At 63.9% G+C, this 17,605-nt stretch carries 26 protein-coding genes; 13 read left to right on the top strand and 13 right to left on the bottom strand.

Features of this window, described 5'->3' with window-relative positions:
• Positions 1–494: 494 nt before the first annotated feature.
• The 5 genes from L5G28_RS08550 to L5G28_RS08570 form a co-directional block, all read right to left on the bottom strand.
• Complete coding sequence (locus tag L5G28_RS08550; RefSeq protein ID WP_237001156.1) at positions 495–1,625, bottom strand: hypothetical protein; 1,131 nt, start codon at positions 1,623–1,625, stop codon at positions 495–497.
• 5 nt (positions 1,626–1,630) lie between these two features.
• Positions 1,631–1,984, bottom strand: a complete 354-nt coding sequence (locus L5G28_RS08555; protein WP_237001157.1) for a DNA-binding protein — start codon at positions 1,982–1,984, stop codon at positions 1,631–1,633.
• A gap of 260 nt (positions 1,985–2,244) precedes the next feature.
• A complete protein-coding gene (locus L5G28_RS08560; RefSeq protein ID WP_237001158.1) occupies positions 2,245–2,721 on the bottom strand; it encodes a glycoside hydrolase family 113 protein in 477 nt (158 codons plus the stop codon).
• A 116-nt stretch (positions 2,722–2,837) separates the two neighbouring features.
• Positions 2,838–3,218 carry a hypothetical protein gene (locus tag L5G28_RS08565; RefSeq protein WP_237001159.1) on the bottom strand — a complete coding sequence of 127 codons (381 nt, stop codon included), beginning with the start codon at positions 3,216–3,218 and terminating at the stop codon, positions 2,838–2,840.
• Entirely contained in the window at positions 3,215–3,775 is a 561-nt protein-coding gene (locus L5G28_RS08570) for a helix-turn-helix transcriptional regulator (RefSeq protein ID WP_237001160.1), read from the bottom strand. The genes L5G28_RS08565 and L5G28_RS08570 overlap by 4 nt, the downstream gene beginning before the upstream one ends.
• Before the next feature lie 186 nt (positions 3,776–3,961).
• Here L5G28_RS08570 and L5G28_RS08575 point away from each other — a divergent pair, with 186 nt between their 5' ends.
• From L5G28_RS08575 to L5G28_RS08605, 7 genes are all read left to right on the top strand, one after another.
• Entirely contained in the window at positions 3,962–4,435 is a 474-nt protein-coding gene (locus tag L5G28_RS08575) for a nucleotidyltransferase domain-containing protein (protein ID WP_237001161.1), read from the top strand.
• A 128-nt stretch (positions 4,436–4,563) separates the two neighbouring features.
• Positions 4,564–4,797, top strand: coding sequence for a HepT-like ribonuclease domain-containing protein (locus tag L5G28_RS08580; protein WP_237001162.1), 234 nt, complete (start codon positions 4,564–4,566; stop codon positions 4,795–4,797).
• Between the two features lie 222 nt (positions 4,798–5,019).
• On the top strand, positions 5,020–5,235 hold the full coding sequence (locus tag L5G28_RS08585; RefSeq protein ID WP_372477202.1) for a type II toxin-antitoxin system RelE/ParE family toxin: 216 nt from the start codon (positions 5,020–5,022) through the stop codon (positions 5,233–5,235).
• A complete protein-coding gene (locus L5G28_RS08590) occupies positions 5,199–5,519 on the top strand; it encodes a HigA family addiction module antitoxin (RefSeq protein ID WP_237001163.1) in 321 nt (106 codons plus the stop codon). The genes L5G28_RS08585 and L5G28_RS08590 overlap by 37 nt, the downstream gene beginning before the upstream one ends.
• Complete coding sequence (locus L5G28_RS08595; RefSeq protein ID WP_237001164.1) at positions 5,516–5,986, top strand: P-loop nucleotide/nucleoside kinase family protein; 471 nt, start codon at positions 5,516–5,518, stop codon at positions 5,984–5,986. The genes L5G28_RS08590 and L5G28_RS08595 overlap by 4 nt, the downstream gene beginning before the upstream one ends.
• 181 nt (positions 5,987–6,167) lie before the next feature.
• Positions 6,168–6,428 (top strand): type II toxin-antitoxin system Phd/YefM family antitoxin, encoded by a 261-nt coding sequence (locus L5G28_RS08600; RefSeq protein ID WP_237001165.1) that lies wholly within the window; start codon positions 6,168–6,170, stop codon positions 6,426–6,428.
• The gene (locus L5G28_RS08605) at positions 6,428–6,682 is read left to right on the top strand and encodes a Txe/YoeB family addiction module toxin (protein WP_237001166.1); all 255 of its coding nucleotides are present in this window, start codon (positions 6,428–6,430) and stop codon (positions 6,680–6,682) included. The genes L5G28_RS08600 and L5G28_RS08605 overlap by 1 nt, the downstream gene beginning before the upstream one ends.
• A gap of 203 nt (positions 6,683–6,885) precedes the next feature.
• On the opposite strand, the gene L5G28_RS08610 is transcribed toward L5G28_RS08605, so the two are convergent.
• Positions 6,886–7,518: a TetR/AcrR family transcriptional regulator gene (locus tag L5G28_RS08610; RefSeq protein ID WP_237001167.1), complete on the bottom strand. Its 633-nt coding sequence runs from the start codon at positions 7,516–7,518 to the stop codon at positions 6,886–6,888.
• A 143-nt stretch (positions 7,519–7,661) separates the two neighbouring features.
• Between L5G28_RS08610 and L5G28_RS08615 the strand changes: the two genes are divergently transcribed.
• Positions 7,662–8,420 carry an SDR family NAD(P)-dependent oxidoreductase gene (locus L5G28_RS08615; protein WP_237001168.1) on the top strand — a complete coding sequence of 253 codons (759 nt, stop codon included), beginning with the start codon at positions 7,662–7,664 and terminating at the stop codon, positions 8,418–8,420.
• 340 nt (positions 8,421–8,760) lie between these two features.
• A complete protein-coding gene (locus L5G28_RS08620) occupies positions 8,761–9,435 on the top strand; it encodes a TetR/AcrR family transcriptional regulator (RefSeq protein ID WP_237001169.1) in 675 nt (224 codons plus the stop codon).
• Positions 9,436–9,742: 307 nt separating this feature from the next.
• Here the strand turns inward: L5G28_RS08620 and L5G28_RS08625 are convergent, their stop codons facing one another.
• The 5 genes from L5G28_RS08625 to L5G28_RS08645 form a co-directional block, all read right to left on the bottom strand.
• Positions 9,743–10,540: an MBL fold metallo-hydrolase gene (locus L5G28_RS08625; RefSeq protein ID WP_237001170.1), complete on the bottom strand. Its 798-nt coding sequence runs from the start codon at positions 10,538–10,540 to the stop codon at positions 9,743–9,745.
• Between the two features lie 5 nt (positions 10,541–10,545).
• Complete coding sequence (locus L5G28_RS08630) at positions 10,546–11,832, bottom strand: zinc-binding dehydrogenase (protein WP_237001171.1); 1,287 nt, start codon at positions 11,830–11,832, stop codon at positions 10,546–10,548.
• Positions 11,816–12,166, bottom strand: coding sequence for an alcohol dehydrogenase catalytic domain-containing protein (locus tag L5G28_RS08635; RefSeq protein ID WP_237001172.1), 351 nt, complete (start codon positions 12,164–12,166; stop codon positions 11,816–11,818). Before L5G28_RS08635 ends, L5G28_RS08630 begins: the two co-directional genes overlap by 17 nt.
• A gap of 23 nt (positions 12,167–12,189) precedes the next feature.
• Positions 12,190–12,753, bottom strand: coding sequence for an ester cyclase (locus L5G28_RS08640; protein WP_237001173.1), 564 nt, complete (start codon positions 12,751–12,753; stop codon positions 12,190–12,192).
• Between the two features lie 210 nt (positions 12,754–12,963).
• The gene (locus tag L5G28_RS08645) at positions 12,964–14,061 is read right to left on the bottom strand and encodes an MBL fold metallo-hydrolase (protein WP_237001174.1); all 1,098 of its coding nucleotides are present in this window, start codon (positions 14,059–14,061) and stop codon (positions 12,964–12,966) included.
• A gap of 585 nt (positions 14,062–14,646) precedes the next feature.
• On the opposite strand from L5G28_RS08645, the gene L5G28_RS08650 reads away from it, so the two are divergent.
• The 4 genes from L5G28_RS08650 (at position 14,647) to L5G28_RS08665 (ending at position 16,295) form a co-directional block, all read left to right on the top strand.
• Positions 14,647–15,198 carry a VOC family protein gene (locus tag L5G28_RS08650; protein ID WP_237001175.1) on the top strand — a complete coding sequence of 184 codons (552 nt, stop codon included), beginning with the start codon at positions 14,647–14,649 and terminating at the stop codon, positions 15,196–15,198.
• A 53-nt stretch (positions 15,199–15,251) separates the two neighbouring features.
• The gene (locus L5G28_RS08655; RefSeq protein ID WP_237001176.1) at positions 15,252–15,464 is read left to right on the top strand and encodes a hypervirulence associated TUDOR domain-containing protein; all 213 of its coding nucleotides are present in this window, start codon (positions 15,252–15,254) and stop codon (positions 15,462–15,464) included.
• An 11-nt stretch (positions 15,465–15,475) separates the two neighbouring features.
• Positions 15,476–15,847 carry a DUF488 domain-containing protein gene (locus tag L5G28_RS08660; RefSeq protein WP_237001177.1) on the top strand — a complete coding sequence of 124 codons (372 nt, stop codon included), beginning with the start codon at positions 15,476–15,478 and terminating at the stop codon, positions 15,845–15,847.
• A gap of 61 nt (positions 15,848–15,908) precedes the next feature.
• A complete protein-coding gene (locus L5G28_RS08665; protein ID WP_237001178.1) occupies positions 15,909–16,295 on the top strand; it encodes a PIN domain-containing protein in 387 nt (128 codons plus the stop codon).
• A 22-nt stretch (positions 16,296–16,317) separates the two neighbouring features.
• Here the strand turns inward: L5G28_RS08665 and L5G28_RS08670 are convergent, their stop codons facing one another.
• Both L5G28_RS08670 and L5G28_RS08675 read right to left on the bottom strand, forming a co-directional pair.
• Entirely contained in the window at positions 16,318–16,698 is a 381-nt protein-coding gene (locus tag L5G28_RS08670) for a hypothetical protein (RefSeq protein WP_237001179.1), read from the bottom strand.
• A gap of 47 nt (positions 16,699–16,745) precedes the next feature.
• A complete protein-coding gene (locus tag L5G28_RS08675; protein WP_443669972.1) occupies positions 16,746–17,582 on the bottom strand; it encodes an NAD(P)H-binding protein in 837 nt (278 codons plus the stop codon).
• Positions 17,583–17,605 lie beyond the last annotated feature (23 nt).

The raw sequence follows: 17,605 nt of genomic DNA on the forward strand, positions 1-17,605 counted from the left end.
GCGACGTCCCCGACTGGCTCCTCGCAGCAGCCGCAGCAGGGGATGCCACATCGACTACGCACCTTGTCGAGGAACAGTCTGATGGACGACCAGACCAGCGAGGCGAGGCGGGTGGAAGCCGCCCTCGCAGGCGCTATTGGCCTCTGAGGCGTTGAGTGATGAAGAGTTCCGAATTTGTGATGCAGGGGTTGCCTCTCGCATTGAACGGTTCCTTCCGACTATCGATATGTCTGGCCGCGGCTGTGGGAAAGCGAGGTAGAGCAATCGCGCAGCTCGGCGAGAACGTCGGAGGGAGTGTGTTGCAGATCGCGCAGTGGGCGACGCCTGACGCTGGCGGATTCGGTGAGTCGTCCCTGATTGTGGGAGCACGGAACGACTTCGGTGAGCGAGTGCGGGAGGGACTCTCGACCGGTGTTTGAGCGCCTCGATTGGAATGTCCGTGAGCTGGTCATTCACCGAGGTTTCTTTGTAGCTCGCACCAGCAATTCCCATGGTCAGCTCACTTTCGTCCTCAGCCAAGATTCGATGGCGCTGGACGGATCGAGATTGGGGAAATCTGCCATCGCAACGCGGACAGCTTGCCGACGAGCCACGTCGGGAGGCACGCCAGTCTCGAGGTTCTGAGCAACCTCTGCAAGGTGCTCTCGGAGGACTGGTGGCACAGACGCCACTAGAGTCTCCAGCTCCTGGTTCTCTACCCGAATAGCCGACCGGCGTTCAGCTTCTCCAGAGCGATCGTACTGCGCCGGAGACGGTGTCGTAGCCGGCCGTTGCGGTCCGTGACCATGAGTCACTGCCGGCACAGATCGCGATGCCAGGAGTCCGGGCATTCCTACGCTCACCAGCCAGCCCGACGGCGAGTCGGCCTTGAGAGCAGCCTCGATAAGCAGATCAGGATTTAGGCCCGCAGCAACGGCCCTCGTCGCCTGACGATTCAAGGTCCGGCGGGCGTCTGCGCTGACCAAAGGGGTGTGGCCTCTCGCTGTGAATTCGATACTTGCCCGGGCGGCGAAGTCCGTCGGTCTCGCCCCCATCTCGATGTCCTCCTCCGGTAGCTGGCCCGCGACCCTGGTGGAGGGGGGAAGGGAGGAGGCTTCTTCTAGTTCTTTAGATAAAGGAGGGAAGTCGGATTCCGACTCCTCACAGAGGTCGGATTCCGACTCCTCGGGCGGTCGGATTCCGACTTGTCGGGACGACCTGCGGTTCTGTAGGGCTTCGGTGCGAATCTCCGGTGTGGCGGGTGTCGCGTAGTTGATGCTCCAGACCTGCGTGGAGTCCCATGTAGACGCACGTCTGGAGTCGAGAAACCGGCGTGTGCGAAGCAGCTTGATCGCTGCCTTCACAACAGAGTTCTTGAGCCGCGTTTCGCGGCAGATCTCATCGATAGTTGCGGGCCATCCGTTGGGGTGGACGTCGTAGCGGAAAGCGATCCGTTGGAGGACGATCGCCGCGTTCCATCCGATTTCGTCGACTAGCGCCATCCGGACCAAGATGAAATCGGGCGCGATCAACAGGTTGCGATCAAGGCCCTGCGGCTCTCCATCGCCGGATGTAGCATCAACGCGAGACGTAGTAATCTCGGGTACCCCGGAGTCGTTGGCTCCGGGGTTTTCGTTTGTCGTCATCAGGCTCAGGCCGCCTGCCGCCTTTGTAGCTGCGAGACGAACTCCCTGCCGAGTTTTCGGATCTGCGAGTCACTCAGAGGGGGAGCGGACGCGACGATGCGGGCCACTGCGGCCTCGACGTCTTCAGGGCTGGGGTCTACGGCCCGCTTGACGATGAGGCCGTCGAGGTCGTATTTGCGTACCCTCCAGCGCTTGCCGACTTTCTCGGCGGTAGCAAGCCGTCCTTCAGTGATATAGCGGCGAAGACTGCTGTATCCGCCGTAATGCTCCTCTACGGCTTCAGCGAGCCATAGCCAGCGGAACGGATCGGCGAGGTCGAAATTGGTACGAGTTGAGGAGGGCGTGATCGCCTGTGTCATCGGAAATTCCCATGCTGGAATCTCCGGGAGGAGTGCGTCGCCGGCTGCTACCCAGGTTCACGGATGGCTACACCTGGACCTCGTAAAGGCTACCGACCGTAGTCGCAAATTCGCGTCTTAAGACGGTCGCTTATGCGAGCCGGTAGCGTGATCAACTCTAGCTCAGAGTCGTGCGACCTGCCACTATGCGCTCAAATATGCCCAACTTACGGAATGCGGTCGAGTTCCGGTTTAACGTATAGTCGCGTTCCGGTTACCCCCTAATCCCTGCCGGTAAAATCGGCTCTGACGATGCTTCGATAGATGTCGAACGAGTCCTTGGGGACGTAGTCGTCATCGAGCAGACCAAAAGTTCCGACCGCTTGACCGCCTGACGTGTCCGCGTCGCGGAGTCCGAAGTACTCGCAGACCGTGATGTTGAGTTCTTCTGCGACCTGCTCGAGCGCCGCCACCATGTCAGTGATCGACCGGACCTGCGCGGCTGCAGTTCGGCCGTCTCCGCTCGGTGAGCCCAACTCCACGATGTGGATGGGTATCCGTTTAGGAATCTTCGCCGTGGCGAGGCTGCGCAGGCGAAGGAGTCGTACCGCATTCTCAGTGAGCATTGGAACGGCTTCTGGCGGGGTAGGGGAGAAGGCGTCGGGGTAGAGGCCGAGGCCGACGTAGTCGACGAAGTTAGCGAACTGCTCCGCAGAAAGGTTCGCAAGCATCTGCCAGAACCCGTCATCACCGCCCAACCACTCGGCTGGCTCCGCGACCGAGAAGCCGACCCGAACGTGTGGTGGTGCCGCTCGCTTCGCGTAAGGGAGTCCTCGAATGAGGGCATCTATGACTCCGGGTGAGCTCCCGTCGATCAGTGGGATGGGGAAGTTCGGTTCCAGGGTGACTTGGAGATACCGGACGATGTGACCGTAACGCTCCAAGACGGCGTCGAGAAACGCCAGCCATCCGGAATCTCCTCAGCCGAAGGGAGATAGCTGACCACGAGATCCAGCTCTCGTTCGTTCTGGAGGTACCACTCGTCGGGCATGGTGAGGCCAGTGAGCTCATCGTCGGCACCAAGGGAACGGACGAGAGCCGGGTCCGGATCGGCACCCAGAAAGTGGATGTACTCACGGATGACGTGCGGGGAGCCGCCCATGAGGTCGTCGACGGCAGAGGCGATCCTTTCCGGGCTGTCTGGCTTTGCGCTGGTCGTACCTGCGCGGCCGGCGACATAAATGCCGTACTTCATTCGGGTTTGTCTCCCATCCAATCGATGTGTCCAGATTCGATCCTGTCGTGGAACTGTTCGAGCCAGGTTGCCTCCGAGGCGAGCATGCGGAGCCAGTAATCGACCTCGATCATCTTGATCTCGGCGAGATCGGCCGCGCTGTCGCTGAGGTCGGCGATCTCCTGTTGGATCCGACGGGTTCTCTCGTCGAGGACGTCCTCAGCTAACCCTTTGCTCAGGAGACCGACATATGCGAGCGCAGTGACGAAGTCAGCATTCATGGCGGGCGCAGTGCGGATGGCTTCTTCGATGCGGTGCTGCATATGTGTGACGCCAGCTTCGGTGAGGTCATAGATCGTCCTCGGCGGCCGGTTTCCCAGACGTTCAGGCGCGCGTGGCGTGACCAGATCAGCGTCGGCCAGCGACTTGGCGAGAGTGGTGATGCTGCTTCGGGAGGCGCGGAGATGTCGGTAACGGTCGTTGAGGCGCAAGGTAAGCCCATACGCGTGGTCCGCCTGCTCGAGGAGGAGCCCCAGGGTGGGCAGCGACAACTTGCTGTGGAGAGCGTTCGTGGGCACATAGGAACTATAGGCGTATACGTCTATATTGCAACGTCAGATAGTGCCCCTGCGCGTTGCAGTGGAAATCTATCCGTATTCAGGCACGGAGCGCCGTCTCCACGCGCCCGCGCCGGCTCAGTCGCAGGTCTAGCGTTTCAGTGCCGCGACTGGACGGAGCCAGACCATGTGCGATAAGGTTGCCTTATGGTCTTGTTGGCGGAGTACCGCGATGCGCGGCGAGGCGAGGATGTCGCTCGGCTGCGTCGCGTCATCGCGTTGCGCGCGATGACTGTTACGGGGATGAGTCAGCGGCAAATCGCTGAGGCGCTGGGTACCTCTCAGCCAGCGATCAGTCAGCAGCTTCGATCCGCACCTGACCTTGAAGGCATCCATCCGGAGGAGTTGCTTGAGGCGGCTGCGCCCGTCCTCAAGGCGCTGGCAGGGGAGCGTAGTTTCGAGCACCTGGCGGTGTTCGGCTCTGTCGCACGCGGCGAAGCTCGTCAGGACTCCGACATCGACCTGATCGTGGATGCGCCGACTGGCACGTCGTCGTTTGGGTTCGTCAGGTTCAAGCAGCTGATCGAGCAGGTTCTTGGTCGTGAGGTCGACTTGGTCTCGTATGGCAGCCTGACGCCGACGATGGACGATGACATCCGGCGCGACGTGGTGCTCCTGTGATGAACCGAAGCGCCGCCAAGGAGCTGCTGCACATTGAGGGCTGGCTCGATCGGTCCGCCGAGATTGTCTCACGTGACAAGGATGCCTACCTTGCCGATGCACTCCTGTAAGAAGCTGGGGACTCCTTGATGATGAAGCTCGGCGAGGCCGCGAATCGTCTCTCGCGACTCGATGTGCTCGCGCCCGACGGCGTCGAGTGGGCGTTGGCCGTCGCCAACCGAAACTTCATCATCCACCAGTACGACCAGATCAACCGCGAGTTGACCTGGCTGACTTTATCGGTCGATCTACCGGGTTGGCGGGCATCTCTGGCACCGCTCGTCGAAGATGCGCGGACCGTGCTTAGGTCCGACACCAACTGACCTTTCAGCGCCGCCGTCCAGACCATCGAAGTCGCCTATCGGGGTGTCCGCGCGAACGCCTGGTGTCGTTAGCCAACTGCCTGAACCAGGTGGAGTTCGGCGTTTAACGTCTAGCGTTATTGACGGACTCCGTCATACACTGGTCTCGTGATCAGATCGTTCGGCAGCAGGGACACCGAGCGGATCTGGCATGAGCAGTACGTCAAGCGTGTGGACCGGAGCGTGCAGCGAGCGACCTTGCGGAAGCTCGAGCTGATCCACGCGGCGAAGGACGTCGAGGACCTCCGGATCCCGCCGGGGAACCGAATGGAGCGGCTCGTCGGCGACCGTCGTGGCCAGCACAGCATCCGCGTCAACGCGCAATGGCGTCTCTGCTTCGTCTGGAGAGGGAGGTGTGGACAATGTCGAACTCGTCGACTACCACTGAGGCCGATCTGATCGAGCCGATCCATCCGGGAGAGATCCTGATGGAGGATTTCATCGAGGGCTTCGGGATCACGCAGAACAAGCTTGCCGTGTCCATCGGAGTGCCGCCGCGGCGCATCAACGAGATCGTGCACGGCAAGCGAGGGATCACCGCGGATACGGCGATCCGTCTGGCGCGCTACTTCGGCACGTCCGAGGAGTTTTGGATGAACTTGCAGTCGAACTACGAGCTGCGGCTCGAGCGACGGGCGCTGCGTGACCAGGTCGCTGCGATCACGCCACTCGTCGTTGCGTGAGCGCTCGACTCGTCGCGGTCTCCGGTCTGCCCGGGGTCGGGAAAACGAGCGTCGCCGAGATCATCGCTGCGCGCACGAGGTCTGTCCATCTGTCCATCGACGCAGTCGAGGAGGCGATCCTCGCCTGCGGACTGCCGTCAGGGTGGCAAGTCGGCGTCTCGGCATACGAGGCGGTGCGTGCGATGGCGGAGCAGAATCTGCGGCTCGGTCACGATGTCATCGTCGATGCAGTCAATGACAGTGAAGAGGCTCGGCAGACCTGGCGGACGGCGGCCTCGCGAACGGATGCATGCATCGAGTTCGTGTACCTCATGATCTCCGATGCGCGGGAGCATGAGCGAAGGCTCAGCGGCCGGGATCGCGGTCTCGTCTTCGTCGGTGAGCCGACCTGGACGGACGTTGAGCGCCGGCGCGCGGACTACGCCGCCTGGTCCGGTGAGGTCCTGGAGTTCCGGTTCAACGTCTGAGCCCCGACCCGGTCGGACTGTGGCTGATGCAGGAACAGGCCGCGCCGGCTCGTCACTTCTGCGTGCATCTGCAGTCACTGGAGGCCCGGCTGACGGCATCAACTGATCGCGCCGTGTGATCCACCGACGACAACTGGTACCATTATGTCGTACCACTCGACCGGATCTGGGGGTCCTCATCATGTCCATCAGCGCAAGCGAGGCGCGCAAGACTCTGTTTCCGCTCATCGAGCGTGTGAACGAGGATCGCGATGCCGTCGAGATCGTCTCCCGCCACGGCAATGCGGTGCTCATGCCGGCCGACGAGTACGCCGCGTGGCAGGAGACCGCGTACCTCTTCCGTTCGCCGGCCAACGCTCGCCGGCTGCTCGATGCTTACGACCGCGCACGCGCCGGGAAGGTCGAGGTCCACGATCTCGACCGAGCAGACGAGGATGCTTGATGCGTCTGGTCTGGGACGAGTCGGCGTGGGAGGACTATAAGCACTGGCAGCGCGCTGACCGGAAGGTCCTGAGGCGTGTCAACACGCTCATCGACGCCTGCCTGCGCGAACCGTTCTCCGGGATCGGCAAGCCTGAACAGTTGAAGTACGGTGCGCAGGGCGCGTGGTCGAGACGCATCACCGAGGAGCACCGACTGGTCTACCTCGTCGACGATGACGACCTCGTGATCCTGCAGGCCCGCTACCACTACTGAGCCAGACTGCCCCACGTGTGGCGACGTGGTCGAGGCGGTCGAACCATCAGTTGTGTCGTGGCGCTTACGTTGCCGGGTCGTCATTGTTGCCATCGCCTCGTCGGGGCGCGCTAGGTGCAGTTGGTCATGACGTCGCCGACGGCGACGCACGTCGCGCCGGCGAGGTGGTAGAGCGTGGAACGTTGGGAGCCTGGGCGACGGGATCACCCGGTTTGTGGGGTGGGTCCCATGTCTTCCCGGCGATCGGCCGGGGTGGGCAGGATTTGGGCTGCTAGCGAATGGGCGGTCGCCGCCAGCGTCTCGACGTCCATCCCGGTGCGGCCCATGAACGTCAGGCCCTGCTGAGCGGCCAGCAGCGCCCGGGCGACGCTGACGGGGTCGACGGAGGCGGTCAGGTCGCCCTCGACCTGAGCCCGCCGCACGCCCTCGGCCAGTACCACTGTGATCCCCTCGTATGTTCGCCGCGCCTCCGCGGCGACGGTGGGATCGGTGGAAGCCAGTTCGGTCGTGCTGTTGGCGAGCAGACAGCCGCGCCGGGCGACCCGGCCCGCGGGGTCGCCCACCGGCATCATCACGAAGGAGTGTAGCGCGTCGACCGCGCGTGGAGCCGAGTCGATCGACCCGCGCACCGCGTGGTCGAGCGATGCCACGTACCGGTGCAGCACCCGGAGGAAGAGCGCGTGTTTGTCCCCGAAGGCGGCGTAGAGACTGCCCTTGCCCAGGCGGGTGACTCGCATGAGGTCCTGGAGCGACGTCGCCGCATAGCCTGCGTCCCAAAACTGGTCGCAGACTGCGCGCAGCACCGTTTCCTCGTCGAACTGCCGTGGCCTCGCCATGTCCCCACCGTACCCGTTATTGACCGCTCGGTCCACTATGGATATGGTGGACCGAGCGGTCAACAACGCGTTGCCACGCCATTGCGACCGTCGCCCAACTCGCCATTCCGGCGCTTCCACATGACTGCAGAGGACGAATACTTATGGGTCAGCTCATCGACAAGACAGCCCTGGTTACCGGCGCGAGTACGGGCATCGGGCTCGCCACGGCCGAGCGCTTCATCGCTGAGGGCGCGCGCGTATACCTCACGGGACGTCGAAAGCTGGTGCTCGATGCCGCGGCCCAGGAGTTGGGCGACCAGGCGATCGCGATCCAGAGCGACGTCTCCGATCTGGACGACCTCGACAGGCTGTTCGACCGGATCGCCGCAGACGGGAATCTGCTCGACATCCTCTTTGCCAACGCCGGCGGCGGCGAGGCGAACCAGCCACTCGACTCGCTCACGCCCGAGGCCTTCGACCACACCTTCGGAATCAACGTGCGGGGCACGGTCTTCACGGTCCAGAAGGCGCTCCCGCTGCTGAACGATGGCGGGAGCATCGTGCTCACCGGTTCCAGTTCGGCGCGTCGTGGTACCACCGGCTTCGGTGTCTACTCCGCTACAAAGGCCGCCGTCAGGCAATTCGGCCGAGTCTGGGCCGCCGAGCTCGCGCCGCGCGGCCTGCGCGTCAACACGTTGGTGCCCGGCCCCACCGACACCCCGGGGCTCCGTGGCCTCGCCGAGAACTCAGGGCAAGCGGGCGCGCTCCTCGATGAGCTGGCGAGCAGCACACCCTTGCGACGCGCTGCTGATCCGACCGAGATCGCCAACGCCGTGCTCTTCCTGGCATCGGATCAGTCCAGCTTCGTCACCGGCAGTGAGCTGTTCGTGGACGGTGGTGAGGTCCAGGTGTACCCATGACTGGAAGAACGGAAGGTTCAGGCTCGATTCGCCGCTCGGCACAGCTCTCGACTGACTTGTTCGGGACCCGATTCGCTCGGATCCAGGATTCGAGCGCGAACATCTGGTGGATCTGGCAGCACGGCGAGCCTGAGAAGCGCATCGTCGTCATCGGCGGGATCGGCCAGGTCGGGGTCCTTTCAAGAGTTTCACGGGCGATCTGGCGCCTCTACCAGCGAAAAAGCCACCGAGTCGGCGAAGTGCGTCACCGTGTCCGCCCCTACCTCATCATTGAGGCCAGAGTGCCGACGGGACCAGAGCCCAATACCCACTGCGTGGATTTATGATTAGTATCGGTGTTGTGAAGAACGGTTCGAGCGCCCGTCGGGGCCGCCCACCCAAAGGGGCGTCAGTCCTGTCGCGTGACGTGATCGTCGGCGCCACGCTTCAGGTCATTGACGCGGACGGCGTCAGCGGCGTCAGCATGCGGGAAGTGGGCCGTGTTCTCGGGGTTGACCCCAAGAGCCTGTACAACCACGTCGACGGCAAGGAAGGTCTCCTGGATTCGGTGGCAGAGGCACTCCTCGGCGCACTGGATCTCCCGGAGCGGACGGGTGATCTTGTGGCCGATCTCAGGGCGATAGCCTTCGCGTTTCGCGACCGGGCTCTCGCCCATCCCGAAGCTGCCTCGCTGGTTCTGACGCGCCAACTGGCCTCTTTCGAAGGGTTGGCACCCGTCGAAGCCGTCCTCGGCATCCTGCAGGATGCGGGCTTCGATGCCGAGGAATCGGTCCATCTCCTGCGTGTCGTACTTGCCGCGCTTATCGGCACTTTGCTGCGGGAAGTCAACGCGGGTCCGACCTACGGGTCAGACGACGCCGCAGGGATCGCCGAGCGTACTGCGGCTCTGGAAGCCAGCGGCTTGCCCGCCGTTGCCGCCGTGGCGCCACAGCTGGCGACATTCGACGCCCACAAGGAGTTCGAGTTCGCGCTTGATCTCGCGCTTGACGCGGTGGTGCGCCGAGCGCCGGCGTGAGGTGACCGCGCCGGGCCTCGGTTAGATGCCGGACGAGGATCGACTGGCTCGATCGCCGTTGACGGCTTGGCGTCCGCCTCCTTCAGGTTGACCGGGTAGACGACCGTGTACGAAACGCCTGCCGCGGGCAGCAATTGTTCGGCGGCGGCCTTGTCGTCGAAGAAGCCTTTGAGGGCGGTGCGGTAGATCAGGCGGGCAAAGACGGATGCCTTGGCTGCCGTGTCGCCAGCGCCGAAGGCCTGGCGTCGACGGCTGCAGTCAATGTGTGGGAGCCGAGGTTTGCCGGTGGCTCCAAGGACGGCGATTCTCATGGGGTGTTCCTGTTCTGCGCGGTGGTGAGTAATCGCGGGTCGTGCGCGTTGACGAGGAGGAGGTCGGGGTCCGCAGCACGCCAGAGTTCGGCGAGGCGGGCATGGTTCTCCCTCACTTTGGGCCAGTCGTATGCGATGACACGTTCCATCGCGGTCAGCGCGAGGGGCGCCTTTCCGCCGTCGATCTGGCCGTGGTGGTAGAAGGAGTCGCCGACGTGGAGCACCCAGTGGCTCCCGGCATCGACGGCGACAGCGGCGTGACCTCTGCTGTGTCCGGGCAGCGCCAGTAGGACAATCCCCTCGTTGATCTCGGACAGTTCGGTGGCGGCAGCGAACCCGCGCCACTGGTCGCCGGCGGCCGGATTGTGTCGTACCAGTGTCGGGAGCGGGTCGCGGTTCGCCGGCAGGTAGCGTTCTTTCTCGACGAGGGTTCTCGGTGCCAGTGCTGCGTCGGCTTCGTCGGAGGTGAGGTGGATTCGGGCCCAGGGGAAGTCGGCGACGCCGCCGATGTGGTCGGCGTCGTAGTGGGTGACAACGATGTCGCGGACGTCGTGCGGGTCGAAGCCGAGTGCCTTGACCTGGCCGAGTGCCGTCTCGGCGTCGTCGTACTGTGGCCGCACGTAATGCCGCGCCGAACCGAACGTCTTGCCGGGTGCGCGGGCGTAACTGCTGCCGATTCCGGAGTCGACGAGGGCCAGGCCGCGCGGTGTCTCGATGAGGAGCACGTGGCAGACCAGCTCGTCCGGGATGAACCGAGGGCGCATCGTTCCGCAGTTGAGGTGATGGACCTTCATGGCGCTTACCCGAACTCGGCCATCAGCTTGGCGGCGGCTTCCGGGTCGCCGCCGATCAGGTTGGCGTCGATTTCCTGGATCGGGTTGGACCCGTCCCAGTTGGCGGCGGCCATTTTGATCAGGCCGAAGATGAACGCTTTGCTGCCGCCGAGGTCGCTGATCTCGATGACGGTTCCGGGGTGGTGTTCGGTGGACAGGTAGGCGAAGCGTCCGTCTTCGCCGCCGATGCGGCCTTCCTGCCCGACGGTGAACCCGGCCGCCAGTGCGCGGTCGTAGAGGCCCTGGTAGTCCTCGGCCCAGTAGGCGATGTGCTGGACTCCTTCATGGCCGGCGTCGAGGAAGTCCGTGTACATCGAGGGGGCGTCGTTGACCGGGGTGATCAGCTCGATCTGGATGTCGCCGCTGTTGGCTACTGCGACGTCCATGACCATGTCGGACGGCTGACCGTGGTAGGTGAAGTCACCCGGTCGGACGCCTTTGAGGTAGAACCAGGGTCCGATGCCGGCGTTGATGAAGCCCTGCATCGATGCTTCGAGGTCGCGGACAACGTAGCCGATCTGCCGAATGGTGCCGAAGAAGTTCGCGACGGGCGCGGGCGTGGGCGCTGCGCCTGTGTGAGCGTCGGCGAACGAGCGCGCGATCTTGCCGATCGCACCGTTCTCGCGGAGCTTCTGCGCCGCTTCGCTCGCGTGATCTACCGGATAGACACTGTCGAGCCTCGGGGTGATCTTACCGTCCGCGACGGCCGGGAGGACCGTGTCGGACAGTGCGGCGACCACTTCGCCGAGTTCGGTTCGCGTTCGGATGCTGAACGTGGTGCCGATCAGCTTCTGCCGGCGGAAGGCGACGGTGTCCAGGTCGAGGTTCGTGGCAGGTCCGGCCAGTCGGCCGATGCTGACGATCCGTCCACCGATCGCGGTCGCGTTGGGTAGTGAGCCGAACTGTTCACCGCCGACGTGATCGAGGACGACATCGGAGCCTGCGCCGTCGGTGGCTGCGAGTACCGTCTCGACGAGGTCTTCGCTGCTGGTGTCGATCGTGACGTCGGCGCCGGCGTCGGTGAGTGCGCCGCGCTTGTCTGCGCTGGTGGTCGTGGCGATCACCTGTCCTGCTCCGAGGGCTTTGGCGAGTTGGATGCCGACCAGCCCGATCGAACTGGTGCCGCCGATGATGAGGACTGTCTCGCCTTCGGTGAATCCGGCTTGGGTGACTAGGGCGTCGTGTTCGGTGATGAGGCCGACTGGCAGGGCCGCTGCCTCCTCGAACGAGAGGTGGTCAGGGATCGACACCATCAGGCGGGGGGTGGCCGAGGGCGTAGTCGGCGAAGCCGCCGGCGGTGATGCCCATGACCCGTGTGCCGACTGGCAGGTCGGGTGCGAGCAAGCTGCCGCGCTCGACGATTCCGGCGATCTCCATGCCGGCGGTGAACGGGCCTTCCTCCTCCTGTGAGTTCGCGGTGTAGGAGCCTTCCAGCGCGTAGAGGTCGGCCCGGTTCAGTCCTGCAGCGTGAACCTGGATCCGCAGTGCTCCCAGTTGGTCGGGAAGTGGTGCTTGTTCCAGGCGCCAGTCGTCGCCTTTGCCGCCGATCAGTGCGCGCATGGTCGGGGTGTCGATGGTGGTGGTCAAGTCGTCTCCTAGATGTTCGCGATTCAGTGGGAAAGGTCTGGCGGGGTGGTGTTCATCAGTCTCGGGTCGGGTTCGGATCCGGCCATGGAGAGGGCGCCCTTGAGGGCTCCGGCGAGTTTGGCCAGGTCTTTCGGGTTCCTCTTGTCGAGGCCGCCGACCAGTTGCTTGAGGATGGTGAGCTGGTCGAAGTAGATGCGCTCGATGATGAGGTTCTCGTTCTCGTCGAATACGAAGTACGCAGTCATCCGGGTGCGGTGCTTGCTGCCGGTCGGCGGGATCTTGCCGAGGTAGCCCTTGTGGGTCCCGAGCAACCAGAACTCGACGATCACTGCGTCGTAGCTGTGGCGGAACGCGATGATCTCGTGGTCCTGATCGGGAAAGGCCACGCGGGTGTCGTTGTAGTAGTCGCGTACTTCCTGATCGCCGTCGTGCACGACCATTTGGGCGATCAGCTCGTAATGCGGGTGCGGGAACGTCGACAGGGTCGCGTCCCAGTCCTGGATCACTTCGTCGTGGAAGTGGTCGAGGACGAGCTTCTCGCGGGCGCGGAGGACATCTTCAGGTGGAAGGTGGAATCGGTCGGTCATGGCTGGGGCTCCTTGATCCATTCGGGGCTGTTGATCGGGGATGCGGTCTAGTGCCTCGTATCGCTAATTCCTTAATGGTTGGCAGCGCCCCGCTGCACATCTGGCGGCGTTGTCGTCGGTCGCGATACCTACCGGTATCCCTTCCTCCTCCGCCTTGCCAGCTGCACAGCGGAACACCACCAACCGTCGAGGAATTAGCGACACGCGACACTAGGCGGTGTGGCTGATGGCGCCGTGGGTGAAGGTCGGGGTGGTGCCGGGGTTGGTCCATGCGCCGGTCAGTTCACTGGACGGGAAGAACTGGAGGAACCGCGAGTCCTTCTGGCTGCGGTCGGCGATCGTCTTCTCGAGGATGATCGAGTTGTATTGATCGGCGGTCGTCTCGATGGTGTTGGCGTTGAGCACAATCTCCTGTTGCCAGTCACGACTCCAGCGAGCCAGCCCAGGCAGTTTGGAGTGCTCGGGATTGAGCGCCTCGGCTGCGATGACGTTCTCGCTACTGACCCAGATGCCGGTGGAGGTGTTGACGACCAGGCTTTGATTGCCGAAGACGTGACCGGGTGTCTTCACCGCGGCGACGCCGGGGCCGACGATCACTGACCCGTCGATAGGCAGGAACGCCTCGGGCGGGACGTCGCGGAAGGTGTCCGGCTGGTACCAGGGCTTCTGCAGAGGGTGAAGATCGGCCACGCCGACGAGTTCGTCGCGCTGGACGATCACCTTGGCGTTGGGGAACGCGGCTTCAGGATGCTCGTTGAGGTCGGCCTGGTAGGACGACGTGCCGATCCACCGGCGGAGGTCCTGCGTGTGAAGGTGGTCGAACATCAGGTAGTCGACCTCGTTCGGCGCGATCCCTAGGGCGGTCAGGTGGCCGAGGACGGTGCCATGGGGGCGCACCATGCGGTTCTCAATCACGTCGGGGGTGCGAGCAGACAGGGTGTCGAAGTAAGGCGTGTACCGGCCCAGCTCGTGATCGCTGGGCTCGAAGAGGAGTACGCGCTTGCGGCCGTCGGACTCGGTCCAGCGGATCACGATCATTCGGTTAGTGATCGACAGGAACGGAGCAATGGCCCGGGACGCGCGGAAGAGTCCGAACCGCGTGGGGTAGGGCAGCGTGATCAGGTCGCAGGTATCGATCCTGTCCGGTGTGCCCGATGCAGCGAACTCCTGCCGGAAGGCACGTCCTTGCAAACGGACCGTAGCGAGCTTTGCGCCTGGCCCGCCATCGAGTTCAGTCAGGTCGGTCAAGCTCTCAACGCGGTCGCCAACCGTCGGCAGGTCGGCGACATCGGTCAGTGGGAATCCCATCGCAACTCCTCAATTAAATCCACGCCGTGGGTTACTAGTGCGTGACTGACGCTATACCCACGGCGTGGATTTGTCGAGACCCTGCCTGTGTGCACCGACGGCGTCGCGGGATACGTTGTGCGGGAGTAATGTCGAGCCCCGGTTTAACGTCTACCGTTAATGACGGTGTCCGTTATACGACAGGTGTCGTGATTAGACCGAGACACGATTCCAGCGTGACATCCGGGGCAGCCGGTCTGGTCGCAGTCGCTGAGCGTCCAGGTCCCCCGCATGAGGTGGTTCGGGCGAAACGGGTCGCACTGTCCCCGAGATCGCCGGGATACGTGGGTCTGCGAATGCTCGCGGCCTCGGTTTCGAAGGCGTCGGTGAGGTCGTCGACGCTGATCCCGGCGGAGCGGTGCGACCGGGTCGTCCGGTCGTCATCATGGCGGCATCATCGGCCAGTGCAGACCACGGCAGTGCCACGAGCCGTCGCTCTGCTGGACCTTCCGTGTCTGCGTGGTGAGCTAGTGCCTCGTGGGCTCTGCACTCATCCGCGCAGCAGTCCGTACTACAGTGCGCAGTAGTCGACGGGCGGAGGACGCGATGCGATGGCGCGGTGTGAGCCATGTTGAGTTTGCGGTACTGGAATATGAGGCGTCCGTCGCCTTCTACGACGGGTTGTTCGGCTGGCTCGGATACAGCAGTTTCTCGTCGTTGAACATGGAGTATCAGTCCGTCTACTACATGACGGAGCATGTCCATCTGCACAGCTACATCGGCATTCAGCCGGCGCAGACCGGAGAGCAGCTCGTCCATTCTGATCAATCGGTCGGCATCAACCACATCGCGCTGTGGGCCAGGAACAGGAACGAGGTGGACCGCTTTCATCGAGAGTTCCTGGTAGCGCGGGGCATCTCTGTCACGGATGAACCCCGAGACTATCCGCAGTACTGGCCTGGCTACTATGCCGTGTTCTTCGACGATCCGATCAATGGCATTCACTGGGAACTGGCGTGGATACCGAAGGTGCCGACTCCGCGCCAGATGTGGTCGTCCTATCGCGCACTACGCGGGTTCGCCCGGACTCGGCCGGATCTGGCTGCTACGGTGCCCGGACTCGCATGGCAGGCAAGGCGAACCCTACCTCGGCGCTGAACTGCCCATCCTTTCTCGCCGCACCCGCGTTCGGTGATTGCTAACGTGCGGACATGAGCAACGATCTCGCTGTCGGCGACCACGTCCGGTGGAACTCCGAAGCCGGGGAAGTCACCGGTGTCATCGTGAAGAAGCACACGAGCGACACCGAGTACAAGGGGCACATGCGGCGATGCACCCCGGATGATCCGCAGTACGAGATCGAGAGCGACAAGACCGACCACGTCGCCATGCACAAGGCCGGCGCGCTGCACCGGATCGACTAGCCCTCCGTCCCGTGAAAGAACCTCGTCAGATCTGGACGATCGGACACTGGACCTGTCCGATCCCCGCCTTCCTCGAACCGCTGGACGACCGCCGCATCGAGGTGCTCGTCGACGTCCGAGCTCACCCAGGGTCCCGCCGCAACCCGCAGTTCGGGTCGGACGCGATGGCTATCTGGCTCCCGGAGAACGGCATCGACTATCAGCGGATTGCGGCGCTCGGCGGTCGGCGACGGCGCCAAGACGTCGACCCGAACACCAACGCCGCATGGCAGAACTCGAGCTTCAAGAACTACGCGGACTACACCCTCACCGACGACTACCGCAGCGGCATTGCGCCTTTCGTCGACGTCGACGGTGTGGTGACGTATCCACCGCACGACTGAGCGTGGACAGACGGGCTCGCCGGCGAGGGATATCGCTCGAATGCGTGACAGGGTGGTGACCATGACAGATACGTCTCAGACCGCCGTGATCGTCGACGCTGCCAACTGCGTCGGAAGTGTTCCGGACGGCTGGTGGCGTGACCGGGCCGGAGCGACGCGGCGGCTCCGTGACTCCATCTCGCCCCACGAACTGCTGCACACACTGCACTTGAACGCGATCCCGGTGGTGGTGTTCGTCGTCGAAGGGCGTGCCCGAGACGTCGAGTCCTCCGACGTCGTGCGAGTGATCGATGCACCCGGCAGTGGCGACGACACCATCGTGCACGTCGTCGAGCAGTTCACCGCACAGGGGAACGACGTCGTGGTCGTGACCGCGGACCGGGGCCTGCGGTCCCGGGTGAGCAGCCTGGGCGCACGGACCGTCGGGCCCCAGACCGTGCGCTCATAGACTCGCAAGAGTGCAGGCTGGTTCACCGCGTCAGCGCGCGACGTACGGCGTCGAGCGTCGTCTCTGGTGAATCGTTGAAGCACAGCGGTACTCCGCTGTGGAGTGTGGTGACGGCGTTGACGACCCGCTCGAAGATCGTCGTGTACTCGTGGGACGTCCTCAAACCCGACCCGATCTCGACGACATCGAACACCGCACTGGAGAGTCGTGCGCGCACCGCCGAGTCAGCGGCTGCGGCGTCGTCCGGCACCAAGCAGACGGTGACGTCGAATCCCGCGTCGCGTAGCGCCGTCTCGGCGTCTGCGATACGTGCTCGGAGACCGTCGGCGTCTTGGCCTGGCCACGGTGAGAAGTCGACGACGCCCGGGTCGATGCCGATCTGCAGCACTCGCGGCTTCGCCATCACGTCACCCTACATCGGCGGAGCGACGGCGAGGGGCCGAAAGGGATTCACCTGCCGAGTAGGTGATCAGTGATGCTGCGTGGACTCCTTCCGAGGAGCTGGGACAGTGCAGGATCAGACTGCGAGAAATGCCCGCTCCTGGTGGCCTGGAACATTGAGAGAGTGAAACGCGCGACCGGTTCCGGCGTCCCGTCAGCGATCTCACGGGCGACCCATTCGTCGTCGTCGACGACGACACGTTCGACGTCGAATCCAGAGATCTCGGAAGCCGTCGACGCGAAATCCGCGAGAGTGACCGGCGAGGGCAGAACCAGATCGATGGGGCCGTCGACCGGAGACTCGCCGGTGATGATGGCTGCGGCGGCCTCTGCGACATCGCGCCGGTCGACCCACGAGAACGGGCCGTCGGCGGGTTTGGCGATGACACCTGTTTCCCGCCATGGGCCGAGCAGCTGCCTCAGCTCGCCGTAGAAGCCGTTGCGCAGCGAAGTCCATGCGACGCCTGAGGCCGCGAGGTAGTCCTCGGTGGCGGCGTGTATCGCGAGCGGTGGGTAGGGAGTGTCGTAGCGGGTCCCGTGAGCGCTGGTGTACAGGATCCGTTCTGCTCCGGCGGCGACTGCGGCGTCGATCGCCGCCCGGTGCTGCCCGACGACGTCGGCAGTGACATCGCTCGAGGAGACCAGGAGAACCTGTTCTGCGTCAGTGAACGAGTGGCGGAGCGCATCTGGGTCGTCATAGCTTCCGCGTCGTACGCGAACTCCTCGTTCGCTCAGGTGAGTGGCGCGGTCGGGGTCCCGGACGCTGACACCGATGCGATCTGGGGGAACGTGGTCGAGTAGGCGTTCGACGGTGGCGCCGTTGAGGACCCCCGTTGCTCCGGTCACGATGATCATGATGTGGCGCCTTT

Origin of the sequence: Gordonia liuliyuniae (assembly GCF_021739025.1) — a bacterium.
In the GTDB taxonomy this organism is placed as follows: domain Bacteria; phylum Actinomycetota; class Actinomycetes; order Mycobacteriales; family Mycobacteriaceae; genus Gordonia; species Gordonia liuliyuniae.

What these genes read in the sequence shown, in the direction of transcription:
- L5G28_RS08655 (WP_237001176.1), top strand. Translation starts at nt 15,252, where the DNA reads ATGAGCAACGATCTCGCTGTCGGCGACCACGTCCGGTGGAACTCCGAA.
- L5G28_RS08600 (WP_237001165.1), top strand. Translation starts at nt 6,168, where the DNA reads ATGTCCATCAGCGCAAGCGAGGCGCGCAAGACTCTGTTTCCGCTCATC.
- L5G28_RS08615 (WP_237001168.1), top strand. Translation starts at nt 7,662, where the DNA reads ATGGGTCAGCTCATCGACAAGACAGCCCTGGTTACCGGCGCGAGTACG.
- L5G28_RS08590 (WP_237001163.1), top strand. Translation starts at nt 5,199, where the DNA reads ATGTCGAACTCGTCGACTACCACTGAGGCCGATCTGATCGAGCCGATC.
- L5G28_RS08550 (WP_237001156.1), bottom strand. Translation starts at nt 1,625, where the DNA reads ATGACGACAAACGAAAACCCCGGAGCCAACGACTCCGGGGTACCCGAG.
- L5G28_RS08580 (WP_237001162.1), top strand. Translation starts at nt 4,564, where the DNA reads ATGATGAAGCTCGGCGAGGCCGCGAATCGTCTCTCGCGACTCGATGTG.
- L5G28_RS08645 (WP_237001174.1), bottom strand. Translation starts at nt 14,061, where the DNA reads ATGGGATTCCCACTGACCGATGTCGCCGACCTGCCGACGGTTGGCGAC.
- L5G28_RS08650 (WP_237001175.1), top strand. Translation starts at nt 14,647, where the DNA reads ATGCGATGGCGCGGTGTGAGCCATGTTGAGTTTGCGGTACTGGAATAT.
- L5G28_RS08610 (WP_237001167.1), bottom strand. Translation starts at nt 7,518, where the DNA reads ATGGCGAGGCCACGGCAGTTCGACGAGGAAACGGTGCTGCGCGCAGTC.
- L5G28_RS08575 (WP_237001161.1), top strand. Translation starts at nt 3,962, where the DNA reads ATGGTCTTGTTGGCGGAGTACCGCGATGCGCGGCGAGGCGAGGATGTC.
- L5G28_RS08555 (WP_237001157.1), bottom strand. Translation starts at nt 1,984, where the DNA reads ATGACACAGGCGATCACGCCCTCCTCAACTCGTACCAATTTCGACCTC.
- L5G28_RS08640 (WP_237001173.1), bottom strand. Translation starts at nt 12,753, where the DNA reads ATGACCGACCGATTCCACCTTCCACCTGAAGATGTCCTCCGCGCCCGC.
- L5G28_RS08565 (WP_237001159.1), bottom strand. Translation starts at nt 3,218, where the DNA reads ATGAAGTACGGCATTTATGTCGCCGGCCGCGCAGGTACGACCAGCGCA.
- L5G28_RS08605 (WP_237001166.1), top strand. Translation starts at nt 6,428, where the DNA reads ATGCGTCTGGTCTGGGACGAGTCGGCGTGGGAGGACTATAAGCACTGG.
- L5G28_RS08665 (WP_237001178.1), top strand. Translation starts at nt 15,909, where the DNA reads ATGACAGATACGTCTCAGACCGCCGTGATCGTCGACGCTGCCAACTGC.
- L5G28_RS08625 (WP_237001170.1), bottom strand. Translation starts at nt 10,540, where the DNA reads ATGAAGGTCCATCACCTCAACTGCGGAACGATGCGCCCTCGGTTCATC.
- L5G28_RS08670 (WP_237001179.1), bottom strand. Translation starts at nt 16,698, where the DNA reads ATGGCGAAGCCGCGAGTGCTGCAGATCGGCATCGACCCGGGCGTCGTC.
- L5G28_RS08630 (WP_237001171.1), bottom strand. Translation starts at nt 11,832, where the DNA reads ATGGTGTCGATCCCTGACCACCTCTCGTTCGAGGAGGCAGCGGCCCTG.